The sequence below is a fragment of the Pseudorhodoferax sp. Leaf265 genome, assembly GCF_001422365.1.
Taxonomy (GTDB): Bacteria; Pseudomonadota; Gammaproteobacteria; order Burkholderiales; family Burkholderiaceae_C; genus Pseudorhodoferax.
This window is the reverse complement of record NZ_LMMT01000023.1, coordinates 424,580-436,594: the sequence shown is the minus strand read 5'-3', so window position 1 is coordinate 436,594 and position 12,015 is coordinate 424,580. Positions and strand designations below refer to the sequence as shown.

The 12,015-nt window shown below is 69.2% G+C and carries 12 protein-coding genes; 6 read left to right on the top strand and 6 right to left on the bottom strand.

Annotated elements, in window-relative coordinates; all coding sequences use genetic code 11:
- Positions 1-298: 298 nt before the first annotated feature.
- Entirely contained in the window at positions 299-1,387 is a 1,089-nt protein-coding gene (locus ASF45_RS20545) for an IS110 family transposase (protein WP_056666943.1), read from the bottom strand.
- Between the two features lie 285 nt (positions 1,388-1,672).
- On the opposite strand from ASF45_RS20545, the gene ASF45_RS35490 reads away from it, so the two are divergent.
- The 6 genes from ASF45_RS35490 to ASF45_RS36565 all read left to right on the top strand — a co-directional run bounded on the left by ASF45_RS35490 (position 1,673) and on the right by ASF45_RS36565 (position 4,995).
- A complete protein-coding gene (locus ASF45_RS35490; RefSeq protein WP_156473104.1) occupies positions 1,673-2,092 on the top strand; it encodes a hypothetical protein in 420 nt (139 codons plus the stop codon).
- Positions 2,079-2,666, top strand: coding sequence for a hypothetical protein (locus ASF45_RS35485; RefSeq protein WP_156473103.1), 588 nt, complete (start codon positions 2,079-2,081; stop codon positions 2,664-2,666). Before ASF45_RS35490 ends, ASF45_RS35485 begins: the two co-directional genes overlap by 14 nt.
- A gap of 77 nt (positions 2,667-2,743) precedes the next feature.
- Positions 2,744-3,130 carry a VOC family protein gene (locus ASF45_RS20540; protein WP_056666941.1) on the top strand — a complete coding sequence of 129 codons (387 nt, stop codon included), beginning with the start codon at positions 2,744-2,746 and terminating at the stop codon, positions 3,128-3,130.
- Positions 3,131-3,556: 426 nt separating this feature from the next.
- Positions 3,557-4,246, top strand: a complete 690-nt coding sequence (locus ASF45_RS20535) for a VIT family protein (protein WP_056666938.1) — start codon at positions 3,557-3,559, stop codon at positions 4,244-4,246.
- A 39-nt stretch (positions 4,247-4,285) separates the two neighbouring features.
- Positions 4,286-4,867: a hypothetical protein gene (locus tag ASF45_RS20530; protein WP_235580983.1), complete on the top strand. Its 582-nt coding sequence runs from the start codon at positions 4,286-4,288 to the stop codon at positions 4,865-4,867.
- Positions 4,843-4,995: a hypothetical protein gene (locus ASF45_RS36565; RefSeq protein ID WP_235580982.1), complete on the top strand. Its 153-nt coding sequence runs from the start codon at positions 4,843-4,845 to the stop codon at positions 4,993-4,995. The genes ASF45_RS20530 and ASF45_RS36565 overlap by 25 nt, the downstream gene beginning before the upstream one ends.
- Before the next feature lie 16 nt (positions 4,996-5,011).
- On the opposite strand, the gene ASF45_RS20525 is transcribed toward ASF45_RS36565, so the two are convergent.
- The 5 genes from ASF45_RS20525 to ASF45_RS20505 form a co-directional block, all read right to left on the bottom strand.
- Positions 5,012-7,594: a GGDEF and EAL domain-containing protein gene (locus ASF45_RS20525; protein WP_056666935.1), complete on the bottom strand. Its 2,583-nt coding sequence runs from the start codon at positions 7,592-7,594 to the stop codon at positions 5,012-5,014.
- 134 nt (positions 7,595-7,728) lie between these two features.
- A complete protein-coding gene (locus ASF45_RS20520) occupies positions 7,729-8,685 on the bottom strand; it encodes a hypothetical protein (RefSeq protein WP_056666931.1) in 957 nt (318 codons plus the stop codon).
- Between the two features lie 83 nt (positions 8,686-8,768).
- Positions 8,769-9,590 carry a flagellin gene (locus ASF45_RS20515; RefSeq protein ID WP_056666928.1) on the bottom strand — a complete coding sequence of 274 codons (822 nt, stop codon included), beginning with the start codon at positions 9,588-9,590 and terminating at the stop codon, positions 8,769-8,771.
- A 125-nt stretch (positions 9,591-9,715) separates the two neighbouring features.
- A complete protein-coding gene (gluQRS, locus tag ASF45_RS20510; RefSeq protein ID WP_056666926.1) occupies positions 9,716-10,564 on the bottom strand; it encodes a tRNA glutamyl-Q(34) synthetase GluQRS in 849 nt (282 codons plus the stop codon).
- Positions 10,565-10,890: 326 nt separating this feature from the next.
- On the bottom strand, positions 10,891-11,976 hold the full coding sequence (locus ASF45_RS20505; protein WP_056666923.1) for an NAD(P)/FAD-dependent oxidoreductase: 1,086 nt from the start codon (positions 11,974-11,976) through the stop codon (positions 10,891-10,893).
- Between the last annotated feature and the right edge of the window lie 39 nt (positions 11,977-12,015).

The following is a 12,015-nucleotide window of genomic DNA, read 5'->3' as shown; positions in this document are numbered from 1 at the left end:
TCTACAGGGACTTCCCACTTCGTCAAGAGCGGCTCATAAGCGTTCTTCCTGAAAAACGGTATTCGCATTCATTGATCGAAGACGCACGATGGATTCAGAAGCCACCGCAAGAGGACAGACTGCACATCTACAGGCGGGCTTGTGTCGGCCAATTGGTCCGATGCCCCAGATACGAACCGCTCGGCAGGACTCCATTCGTTCCTCGTGCTTGAAGCACGGACGAGTTATCGAGCTCACCTGCCGCCGGTCTGACCTGTGGTGGGTATCTGCTATCGCACGTCCAATTCAGGGAATCGATTTACGCTGGTTGCGGCTTTTGGCGGGCTGCCGGGATTTGGGGCACATGGTTGAGGTCGAACACGCCCTCGCGCATGAGCACGGCCCACAAGATGCGCGCATTCTTGTTGGCCAGCGCCACGACAGCCTTTTGCCAGCCCACGCGCTCTTTCAACTGGACCAGCCACTGGCTGATGCGGTCGCTGCGTTTGGCCGCGCTCATGACCGCCGATTTGGCGCCCTGGATCAGCAGCGTGCGCAGGTAGTCGTCGCCGCGTTTGGTGATGCGTCCGAGCCGGGCCTTGCCACCGGTGGAGTTCTGGCTGGGCACCAGTCCGAGCCAGGCGCCGAACTGACGCGCATTGGCGAACTGGCTGAACTCGCCCACGCTGGCGATCAGGGCCGAGGCCGTGGTCGGACCGATGCCCAGCAGCGTGGCCGCCTTGGCCGCCCGCGCGTCCGCGCGCACATGGACCGCAATGCGCTCGTCGCACCAGGCGATCTGCAGGTCGATGTCGATCCAGTGCAGATGCGCGCGCTGCAGCGCCATCCGTGCAACGCCGGGCATCTCGTTGCTGGCATCCTCGATCACGCTGGCCAGCACCAGGCGCAGCGCCTCGGGGCCTTGGGCGAAGAGCAGCCCGAACTCGGCCAGCAGGCCGCGGATGCGGTTGATCAGCGCCGTGCGCTCTTCCTTGAAGCCCTCGCGCAGCCGGTGCACGGCAAGCAGGCCTTGCTGCTCGGCGGTCTTCACCGGCACAAAGCGCATGTGCGGGCGGCCTGCGGCTTCGCAGATGGCAGCGGCATCGTTGGCGTCGTTCTTGCCGCTCTTGCCGGCCATGCGGTACGGCGTGACGAAATGGCCAGCGACCAGCCGGGCATCCAAACCCAGCAGGCGCAAGCGACGGGCCACGTGATGGGCGCCACCACAGGTTTCCATAGCGACGATGCAGCCGCTGGGCAATTCGGCGCACCACGCAAAGAAGCGATCCACCGACATGGCCTTGGCCAGCACGATGCGCCCCTGCGCATCGACTGCATGCACCTGGTAAACCCGCTTGGACAGATCCAACCCTACCCGCGCCACCGGCGCCCGTGTAATCTCCGCCATGGACTTCCCCTTTTCCGTTTCAGATTGAACTTCCGCGAGTCAATCTTGGTGCCTGGACACCGTGTTGGGACTGGGGAAGTCCCTTCGTATTCGCCCGCGCCACCGGCGCCCGTGTAATCTCCGCCATGGACTTCCCCTTTTCCGTTTCAGATTGAACTTCCGCGAGTCAATCTTGGTGCCTGGACACCGTGTTGGGACTGGGGAAGTCCCTTCGTATTCGTTCAACCGGACAACAACGTACTGCGCACATTGCTTCCGGTTAACTGGGGCGTTGGGCATTCAAGAATGAGCGCACCGCTTACCAAGTCTTCCAGAGCACTTGCATGGTTCGGCCTGGTCAATGGTGCTTTCACCATGGCAACGCCAATATTGCTCCCTATGCTGACGGAACATTCATTGCGGACGCCTGGGATTGCGATCTTTTTTACTCTTGGCATTGGTAGCTTGGTCGCCGGGCTCTACGGTCTAAAGGCGCAGCCTTGGGCCTTCTGGCTCCTCTTCGCAACATTTCTTGTTCAGTGTTTCGAGTACATTTCTGACGCATTTTTCGTTTCGTTTATAGGTCCTTTTTCGTTGAAGATTGGGTGGGGATGGAACTCCCCGCCTCGCCATGTCAATCTCAATGTCTTAGCCATTGCGGTTTGCATTCTCGCAATGCGCACGGCCAAGCAGCTTTCCAAAGGGCGGCCTTATGATCGACGTTGAGCAGGCGAAAGCCATTGTTCTTTCGAAATGCGAGAGTTGCTCTCGAAGCGGCGAGAGATTTGCGATTCAGTCCTGTGTCCTCTCGGAGCGAGGCGACTATTGGATCGTTCGCGCAAACAGCGAAGACTTCGTGCTTCGGGGCATTCAAGAGCGGCAGTACGTCGGAGTCAACGCCTATCTCGTCAACACCAGTTCTGGCGAAGTGGAGGCGATCGGGAGCCGGCAGAACGTCCAACAGCATCTCAACGACCGGTACGACTTGGCTGCAGCGGGCGACGGATATTACGTGCTTGCGTGTGCGATCGACCCAGAAGACAAGGCCGCAATAGTTCATCTCAAGAGAAGGCTGGGTTGCACTCTGCAAAGGGCAGTTCATCTCACATCGGCAGAATTTCGGGGTTGGCTTTATGGAAAGCGGAGCGCGCTGCTGCACGCCCAGGCTTTGCTTGAACGTGAAGGTATATCCGTCGTCATTCAACTGATGGAAGAAACTGGGTGCGCGGTGCAAATAGATCATCCGCTTCCGCACTGGGATGCGCTCAAGTCGGCGTTGAGCGGCGCCGGGGCGGGGTGAACCGCCCCCAAGTCTGAGCTGCCCCGCGCAGTTTGGACGGTCACGTTGCCGACCAACCTCAACCCCCACCCAACCCCATGATCGACCACACCGGCATCACCGTCAGCGACTTCCCCAAGAGCAAGTCCTTCTACACATCCGCATTGGCCCCGCTGGGCTACGCCATGGTCATGGAACTGTCGGCGGCCGAAACGGGCCACACCGACACGGCGGGCTTCGGCGAGCCGCCCAAGCCGGATTTCTGGATCAGCGCAGGCCGTCCGAACCATCCGCCGATCCACATCGCTTTCCGCGCCCCGTCGCGTGCCGTGGTCGATGCCTTCTACGCGGCTGCCATGGCCGCGGGCGGCCGCGACAACGGCGCGCCGGGCGTGCGGCCGCACTACCACCCGAACTACTACGGCGCCTTCGTGCTCGACCCGGATGGCCACAACATCGAAGCCGTCTGCCACGCACCCGGGTAGGCGCGTGGCCATCGGCCAGGCACGCGCAGGCGTGGCGTGGATCGGATGGCGGCTTGGCCGGCATCAGCCCTGCGCGGTGCCTGCCAGCCAGCGGTCGAGCGCATCGCCCGGCATCGGCTTGGCCACCAGGTCACCCTGCGCCACCACATACCCCTGCGCCCGCAGCAGCACGTCCTGTCCCATGGTCTCCACCCTCGGTCGGCACTGTCAGCTGGAGGCTGCGCCCGTGTAATCTCTGCGATGGATCTGCCCTTTCCTGTTTCAGATCGAGCTTCCGCGAGTCGATCGTGATGCCTGGACACCGTGCCGGGATTGGGGAAGTCCCTTCGTGTTCCATCGAGGGGGACGTCCAAGAGCCATCGCTCTGGTTCGCCCCTGATGCCGAACGCGAGGCATCGCCAACCCACGCATCGACCCGCTACCCACATGAGACACAGCGAACACCACCGCACGCACCGAACCGGATGGCTCCGCGCATCTGTGCTCGGCGCGAATGACGGCATCATCTCCACGGCAAGCCTGCTCGTCGGCGTTGCTGCGACGGGCGCCGACGCCAAGACGATGTTGATCACAGGCGTTGCCAGCCTGGTGGCAGGTTCCATGTCGATGGCAGCGGGCGAATACGTGTCCGTCAGTTCGCAGGCCGATACGGAGAACGCCGATCTGGCGCGCGAGAAGTCCGAGCTGGCCGCGAATCCAAAGCAGGAGCACGCGGAGCTGACAGCGATCTACGTCAAGCGGGGCCTGGAAAAGAGTCTGGCGGCAAACGTGGCGACCCAGCTCATGGCACACGACGCACTGGCCGCGCATGCGCGAGACGAGCTCGGCATCTCCGACACGCTGGCTGCCAACCCCGTCCAGGCTGCACTGGCGTCCGCCGCCACATTTGCGGTGGGTTCTGCGTTGCCGCTGATCGTGGCTTTGCTTCTGCCGGCGTCTGCGCGGCTATGGGGCATTGCCGCTGGTTCGCTTCTGGCGCTCGCGGTTCTCGGCTTCGTGGCCTCTCGCGTGGGGGGCTCCTCTGCGCTGGTGCCCGTCGCGCGAGTGACCTTCTGGGGCGCATTGGCCATGGGAACCACCGCCTTGGTCGGGGCTCTTTTCGGCGTGGCCGCCTGAGTTGCCGCACGCTCGGCGGCGACCCCACCGCGATCATCCATGCGCCGCCACATCGCCTTTCTTCACACGTCGTCTGTCCACGTCGAAACCTTTGAGCACCTGGCCAAGGCCATCGATCCGGCGCTCGACGTGGAGCACGTCGTCGCCGTAGACCTGCTGGTGGAGGCCCAGCGCGTCGGAGCGGACGACCCCGCACTCATCGCGCGCGTCCATTCGGCGATGGCCGATGCCGCCGCCCGCGGTGCAGCGCTCGTGGTCTGTACCTGCTCCACCATCGGCGCCGCAGCCGAGCGTACGCCCACGGGGGCGGGTTTCGCCGCCACCCGGATCGACCGGGCCATGGCCGACCGCGCCGTCGCGTTGGGGCCGCGCGTCCTGCTCGTCGCCGCTCTCGACAGCACGCTGGCTCCCACGGCGGCGCTCATCCGCACATCGGCGGCCGCAGCGCGGACGCGGGTCGAATTGCAGCCCTGCTCGTTGCCGTTGCGTGGTCGCACTTCCTGCGCGCTGATCGCGCAGCGAATGTTGCGGCGGTCGCGCTGGCCGTCCACGCGGGGGCTTCGGGGGCCGATGTGGTCGTGCTGGCGCAAGCCTCCATGGCGCCGGCTGCGGAACTCCTGAGCGATCTCGGCGTGGAGGTGCTCGCCAGCCCCAAGCTCGGTGTCCAGGCCGCCGTGACGTACCTGCAAGGACGGGCGCTCGCGCGCGCGCCGACGGAGTTCGGGGGGCAGCCCTTCTTCGGCGGCTGAACGCCTCCCCGCGGCCTCAGGCCACGGCCGGCGGCACCACGCCCTGCGCCAGCCAGGCCTTCAGCGCGTTCCCTGGCATCGGCCGCGCCACCAGATACCCCTGCGCCACCGCATACCCCTGCGCCCGCAGCAGCGAGTCCTGCGCCATGGTTTCCACCCCCTCGGCCACCACCGTCAGCTTGAGGCTGCGTCCAATCTCCAGCACCGCATTGCTCAGCGCGCGCGCCGCGCCGTCGCTCTCCAGGTCGGCCACGAAGCTCCGGTCCAGCTTGATCTCGTCCACCGGCAGGCGGCGCAGGTAGCTCAGGCTCGAATAGCCCGTGCCGAAGTCGTCCATGGACATGCGCACGCCCAGCGCGCGCACCTCGGCGATGGTCTGCAGGGTGCTGGGGTGGGTGTCCAGCAGCACGCTCTCGGTCAGCTCCAGCATGAGGTCTTGCGGCGCCAGCGCGTGCTGCGCCAGCGTCTGCGCGATGCTGTGCGCGAGCTCGCGGTCGTGGAAGCTGGTGGGCGAGAGGTTGACCGAGACCGAGGGCACGGTCAGCCCCGCGCCGCGCCACTGCGCCAGCTGGCGGCAGGCTTCGCGCAGGGCCCAGCGGCCCAGCTCGGCGATGAGGCCGCATTCCTCGGCCAGCGGGATGAAGCGCGCCGGCTCGATCTCGCCGAGCATGGGATGGGTCCAGCGCGCCAGCGCCTCCACGCCGTGCAGCCGGCCGCTGGCCATGTCGATCTGCGGCTGGTAGTGCAGCTGCATCTGCGCAGTGCCCATGGCCTGGCGCAGCGCCGTCTCCAGTGCCAGCCGCTGTTGCACCACGTCGTTCATGCCGGCGCTGAAGAAGCAGAAGCGCCCGCGGCCGCCGGTCTTGGCCTGGTACATGGCCATGTCGGCACGCTGCAGCAGTGCGTCCATGGTGCGGCCGTCCTCCGGGAACATGGCCACGCCCACGCTGGCGGTGACCGACAGCGTGGAGCCACCCACGGCCAAGGGCGCGGCCAGCAAGGCCTGCAGCCGCGCGGCGATCTCGGCCGCGTGTCCGGCGTCGCATTGCGGCAGCACGACGACGAATTCGTCGCCCGACAGCCGGCCGGCGATGTCAGAGGCGCGCAGTTCCAGCTGCAGCTGGGCCGCGGCATGGCGCAGCACGGCGTCGCCGGCCGGGTGGCCCAGCGAGTCGTTGACCTGCTTGAAGCGGTCCAGGTCGACGAACAGCACGGCCAGCGTCTCGCGGCTGCGCGCGGCCGCGGCGATGGCCTGGTCGGCCCGGGCGTGCAGCAGGCTGCGGTTGGGCAGGCCGGTCAGGCTGTCGTAGAAGGCGAGTTGGCGGATGTGCTGGCGCGTGCGTTCGCGCTGCAGCGCCAGCGCGCACAAATGGGTGCAGCTGTCCACCAGGCGCTGGTGGAAGGCCGCGCTGGCCCGGTTGCGCGGCTGGCGGAAGTAGAAGGCGAAGGTGCCCAGCACGCCGCCCTGGCTGTTGCGGATGGGGGTGGACCAGCAGCCGGTGTAGCCCAGCGGCAGGATCAGTTCGCGGTAGGGCGCCCAGAGCGGGTCAGTGGCGATGTCGTCGACCATCACGGGCGCGTTGCGCCAGGCGGCCGTGCCGCAGGAGCCGCCGATGGGGCCGATGGCCAGGCCGTCGAGCTGGCGCGAGTAGCCGGTCGGCAGGCTGGGCGCGGCCAGCGGGTGCAGCCGGCCTTGCTCGTCCACCTCCAGGATGCTGGCGCAGACCTCGGGCGCCAGGTGCTCGACCTGCCGGCAGATCAGCTCCAGCACCTCGGTCAGCGGGCGTTCGCGGGCCATGGCCTCCAGCACGCGGTGCTGCAGCGCGGCGTGCACCTTGGCCTGCGTGATGTCGGTGTAGACGGAGACGGTGTAGCGCCGGCCGTCGAGCTCGTCGAAGATCGGGTGGCTGATGACCTTGACCCAGTGGCTTTGGCCGTTCTTGCCCAGGGCGATGCGCTCGCGCTCCACCGGCCGGCCCGTGCGCAGCGTGGCCCGGAAGGCCTCGATGGCCACGGCGTCCTGGTTGGACAGCAGCCAGGCCACCGCATCCTGGCCCGCCACCTCGTCGGCACGCCAGCCGAACAGCCGCGTGAAGCCGGCGTTGACGTAGAGGATGCGGGCCTGCGCGTCCGTCACGACGATGGCCGCATCGCTCGTGTCCGACGCCAGCGACAGGCGCCGCAGGTGGGCCGCGTCGGCGCGCTCGCGCAGCAGGCGCTCGGTCACGTCGGCGGCCACCTCCAGCACCTCGGTGACCTCGCCGCTGGCGTCCAGCACGGGGGCGTAGGTGGATTGCAGCCAGCAGCTGCTGCCGTCCATGCGCTCGCGTTCGATGGGGCCGGCCTGGGCCTGGCCGCGCCGCAGCGCCTGCCACAGGCCGGCGTAGTCGGTGCTGGCGGCCGTGCCCGGCGTGCACCAGCGGCTGTGGTGGCTGCCCACGGCCACGTCGGCCGTGCAGCCCAGCAGCGCCAGGTAATGGGTGTTGGCGCGGCGCAGCGTGCCGTCGGGGGCGAATTCGGCGATCGCCATCACGTCGTCCAGGGCACGCAGCTGCGCCAGCTGCTGCGCAGCCGGGTTGTCGCCTGCCCTGTGGTTCATCGCGCCTCCCGCTGGTGCCGGCACCGCCGCCAGGCGATGCCAGAGGGGCGGCCGTGGCGAAAACTTTTGTGTCGCCATGTTATGCGATGCCACCTCGACGCTGTGCTGCGCCGGGCCCGGCGTGGCTGGCGCGCTCATCTGGCGCCGCGGCCGACATGGCGGCGCAGGGCTTCCAATGCCTCGGTGCTGGCACGGAACAGGGCCAGCGGCAATTCATGGCTGCCGATGGCGGGCAGGGTGGCGGCGGCCGCGGGCACGGCGAAGTCGGGGTCGTGGCGCACATGGCAGCGCATGAGGCGCAGGCCGGCGCGGCCCATGCGCGCGGCGATGGCGCCGACCTGGGCACGCAGCGGCGCGACGCTGGCGGCGTCGGTCACGGTGAGGGTGAGGCCGACCTGCACGTCCAGCACATCCAGCACGAGGCCCACCTGGCCCAGCGGCGCCAGCGTCACCGACATGCACAGCCTGGTGCCGGCGCGGCGGCGTGCGCGGCGGTTGGGGCCGCCGGTCCAGCGCCGCTGCTCCAGCCACAGCGTGAGCGGCCAGCCGTGCCAGGGCAGCACGCGCAGCAGCAGGCCGGCTTCGGTGCCGGGCGGGGCGGGGGGTTCGGTGCCGGCGACGCTGGAATGCGCGGGCGCCAAGGTGGCGGCCTGCTGCAGCGCGGCCAGCGTGCGCTGGCGCCAGTGGGCCGCCAGCGCCATGGTGTCGTTGGCGGCCGCGGCCAGGCGCAGGATGGCCGCCTGGTCGGGCCGCAGCGCGGGCGGTTCGGGGTCCGGGCCTTCGTGCAGGCCGGCGGTGGCGCCGCCCTCGGGTGCCAGCACGCCGAGCACGCGCACTTCCATCGGCGGGCCGGCGCGCAGCACCTGCACCAGCACGGTCTGGCCTTCGCGCCACTGCGGCAGGGCGTCGCCGCCGCCGAGACGGTAGACCTGGCCGTGCTCGCCGCGTGCCAGCTTCTCGCCCGCGGCGCCGGCACCCAGCACCAGGCGCAGCGTCAGCGCCGGGTCCGGCGGGGCGCGCTCCTGCAGGCCCGGGGCGGCGGCGCGCACCACGGCGACGCGGCTGGCGGCGGAGATCGGCTCCAGGCTCATGGCGGCGGACGTGTTGGCGACGCGGTGGCGGGCATGAAAAAGCCAACCGGATCGCGGTTGGCTTCAAGGGAGGGCGTGGCCGCTTACTGCAGCAGCGACAGTGCCAGCTGCGACATCGAGTTGGACTGCTTGAGCATGGAGGTGCCGGCCTGCATCAGCATCTGCTTGGTGGTCATGTTGGCCGACTCGGAGGCGTAGTCGACGTCCATGATGCGGCCACGGGCAGCTTCGGTGTTGGTGCTCATGTTGCCCAGGTTGTTGAACACATGGTCCAGGCGGTTGGCGATGGCGCCCAGGCCGGAGCGGAACGTGCTCAGCTCGGTGATCTTGGTGTCGATCGTCGTGATCGCGGCGGTACCCGTGGCCGCGTCGGTCACGGCCGTGACGGTGCTCGCGAACGTGGTCGGGATGGTCAGGCCGGCCAGCGTCATGGTTTCGGCAGCGGAGGCGCCGATCTGGAACTGCGTCGCGGTGGTCAGGGCGTTGGCGCCCGTGAACAGCGTGCGGCCACCGAACGAGGTATTGGTGAAGATGTTGGTCAGCTCGGCTTCCAGGGCCGTCAGTTCGGCGCTGATCGCGGTGCGGTCGTCGGTGCTGGCGGTGTCGGAGGCGGCTTCGGTCGCCAGATCCTTCATGCGCAGCAGGATGTTGGTGGACTCTTCCAGCGCGCCTTCGGCGGTCTGCAGCATGGAGATGCCGTTCTGCGTGTTGCGCTGGGCCACGGCCATGCCACGGGTTTGCGCATTCAGGCGGGTGGCGATCTGCAGGCCGGCAGCATCGTCCATGGCGGAGTTGACGCGGTAGCCGGTGGACAGGCGCGTCAGCGAGGTGGTCAGTGCCTTGTTGGTCGAGGTCAGCGTGTTCTGACCGGTCAGCGACGCCGCGTTGGTGTGCAGGCTCAGCATGGTGGTTTACTCCTTGCGGTTGATGGGGTACAGGCCACTGGTGCGCCCGTACCAGGACAAGGCGGTCAAGCGAACGAAAAAACTAAATGAAGTTTTCGGGCCTGTCGCGTCGACCGTGAAATCCGTCACACGAAAGGCCAGGCCGCAGCCCACCGCGCCAGCCGTTCGGCCGGGCTGCCGGCCGCCTCGGGCAGGCCCAGCATGCGGGCGGCGGCCTGCAGCGCAGCCGCCGGATCGGCCAGATCCAGGGCCTGGGCGCCGTTCTGCTTGGACAGCTTCTCGCCGTCGGCTCCGCGCACCAGCGGGGTGTGCAGGTAGCGCGGTGTGGGCAGGCCCAGCGCGCGCTGCAGCAGCAACTGGCGGGGCGTGTTGTCGGCCAGGTCCTCGCCGCGCACCACGTCGGTGATGCCCTGGTCGGCGTCGTCCACCACCACGGCGAGCTGGTAGGCCCACAGCCCGTCGGCACGGCGCAGCACGAAATCGCCCACGGCCCGCTCCACATCCTGCTGCTGCGGGCCGAGCCGGCGGTCCGTCCAGGCCACGGGGCCGGGCTGGTCGGTCCGCAAACGCCAGGCGCGTGCCGGCCGGCCGTGCAGGCCCTGGCGGCAGGTGCCGGGGTAGATCAGTTCGCCGTGGCGCCGGACGGGCTGCGCCTGAGCGATCTCGCTGCGCGAGCAGGCGCAGGGGTAGGCATGGCCGCTGGCCACGAGCCGGTCGAGCGCGTCCTGGTAGAGCGCGCCGCGGCGCGATTGCCAAAGGGGTTCCTCGTCGGGCAGCAGCTGGCAGGCGGCCAGTTGCGACAGGATCAGCGCATCCAGGCCGGGCGGGCAGCGCGGTGCATCCACGTCCTCGATGCGCACCAGCCAGCGGCCGCCATGGGCGCGGGCGTCGAGCCAGCTGGCCAGCGCGGCGACCAGGGATCCGGCATGCAGCGGACCGGTGGGCGAGGGCGCGAAGCGGCCGGTGTAGCTCATTGGTGCACCCTTCGGCCTGCGGCCTGTCCCGCCAAGCGGGAGCGCGCTCGCCTGGGGCGGCTCGGCACGGCGGATGCAGCCCCCACGCTCCCCGCTGCGCGAGGTTCGCTGCCCCCCCAAGGGGGAGCGAGCTTGCTTGGGGCGGCCCGGCGCGGCGAATGTGGCCCCCACGCTCCCCGCTGCGCGAGGTTCGCTGCCCCCCAAGGGGGAGTGAGCTTGCTTGGGGCGGCCCGGCGCGGCGAATGTGGCCCCCACGCTCCCCGCTGCGCGAGGTTCGCTGCCCCCCAAGGGGGAGCGAGCTTGCTTGGGGCGGCCCGGCGCGGCGCTCACGCCATCCGCAGCGCCAACTCCAGGCCCGAGACGAAGGCGTCCTCGACCCGGTGGCCCAGGCACCAGTCGCCGGCCACGCCGATGCGCAGCGCGGCGTCCCAGACATGGCTCTCGCCCAGCGGCACCAGGGTCTGGGCCTGGTGCCACAGGTGGGCCGTGGCGAAGGCCGGCTCGGCGCGGATGCCGGTGACTTCGGCGAACGCGCGCTGCAGCTTGGCCTGCACGCGCGCCGGCTCGTCCTGCAGGTGCTCGGCCGACCAGGCGGTGGAGGCCTGCACGGTCCAGCGCTCGATGGCGCCTCGGCCGGGCTTGGAGTTCTCGCGCGCCAGCCAGGCGATGCGGTGGTGCGTGCTGCGCGCCGCGTTCCACTGCGGCCCCAGGTGCGGCAGGCCGGCCTGCTGCGCCTGCGGGAAGGCCAGCAGCAGCGTCCAGCACGGGCCGACGCTGACGGCGGCGATGCGCTGCTGCAGCGCGGGCGCCAGGCCGCTGGCGCGCAGCAGCTGCAGCGCCTGCGCGCTGGGGACGGCCAGCACCACGTCGTCGAAGCCGCCGAACACGCGCTGCGCATCGGGCGTGCCGAGCATGCCCTCGGTGGTCAGTTGCCATTGGGCGGGCTGCAGGCGGTCGGGCGCGATGCCGGTCACGCGCGTGCCGCATTCGATGGAGGCGAGCGGGGCGGCCCAGTGGGCCGGCAGCGCCTGCATGCCGGGCGCAGGCACCCAGTGCCGCTCGCCGGTGGGCAGCGCGGCCGCGGCCACGCGGCCGTAGGGATCGAGCACGTGCACCGTGTTGGCGCTCCAGGGCTTGCACAGCGGCTTGGCGGTCTGCTCCAGCGCCTGGGCGAAGCGGCCATCGCGCACCGTGAAGTACTGGGCGCCGTGGTCGAAGCCGCCGAAGGCCGTGTCGGCCGTGGCCATGCGGCCACCGGTGACGCCATTGGCCTCGAACACCTGGACCGCGTGGCCGGCCTGTGCCAGCGTGCGGGCATTGGCAATGCCGGCCATGCCGGCGCCAATGACGGCGATGCGCCGCGCAGGCGCGGCTGGTGTTGTGGATCTTGTGGGCCGGGTGCGCGTGTTCATGACCTGACTCTACACGGTGGGCAGTGGCCTTTGCCCGCG

Coding starts and splice junctions, on each gene's coding strand:
- ASF45_RS35490 (WP_156473104.1), top strand. CDS start 1,673: ATGAGCGCACCGCTTACCAAGTCTTCCAGAGCACTTGCATGGTTCGGC.
- ASF45_RS36565 (WP_235580982.1), top strand. CDS start 4,843: ATGGCGCCGGCTGCGGAACTCCTGAGCGATCTCGGCGTGGAGGTGCTC.
- ASF45_RS20525 (WP_056666935.1), bottom strand. CDS start 7,594: ATGAACCACAGGGCAGGCGACAACCCGGCTGCGCAGCAGCTGGCGCAG.
- ASF45_RS20545 (WP_056666943.1), bottom strand. CDS start 1,387: ATGGCGGAGATTACACGGGCGCCGGTGGCGCGGGTAGGGTTGGATCTG.
- ASF45_RS20520 (WP_056666931.1), bottom strand. CDS start 8,685: ATGAGCCTGGAGCCGATCTCCGCCGCCAGCCGCGTCGCCGTGGTGCGC.
- ASF45_RS20535 (WP_056666938.1), top strand. CDS start 3,557: ATGAGACACAGCGAACACCACCGCACGCACCGAACCGGATGGCTCCGC.
- ASF45_RS20505 (WP_056666923.1), bottom strand. CDS start 11,976: ATGAACACGCGCACCCGGCCCACAAGATCCACAACACCAGCCGCGCCT.
- ASF45_RS20540 (WP_056666941.1), top strand. CDS start 2,744: ATGATCGACCACACCGGCATCACCGTCAGCGACTTCCCCAAGAGCAAG.
- ASF45_RS35485 (WP_156473103.1), top strand. CDS start 2,079: ATGATCGACGTTGAGCAGGCGAAAGCCATTGTTCTTTCGAAATGCGAG.
- ASF45_RS20530 (WP_235580983.1), top strand. CDS start 4,286: ATGCGCCGCCACATCGCCTTTCTTCACACGTCGTCTGTCCACGTCGAA.
- ASF45_RS20515 (WP_056666928.1), bottom strand. CDS start 9,590: ATGCTGAGCCTGCACACCAACGCGGCGTCGCTGACCGGTCAGAACACG.
- gluQRS (WP_056666926.1), bottom strand. CDS start 10,564: ATGAGCTACACCGGCCGCTTCGCGCCCTCGCCCACCGGTCCGCTGCAT.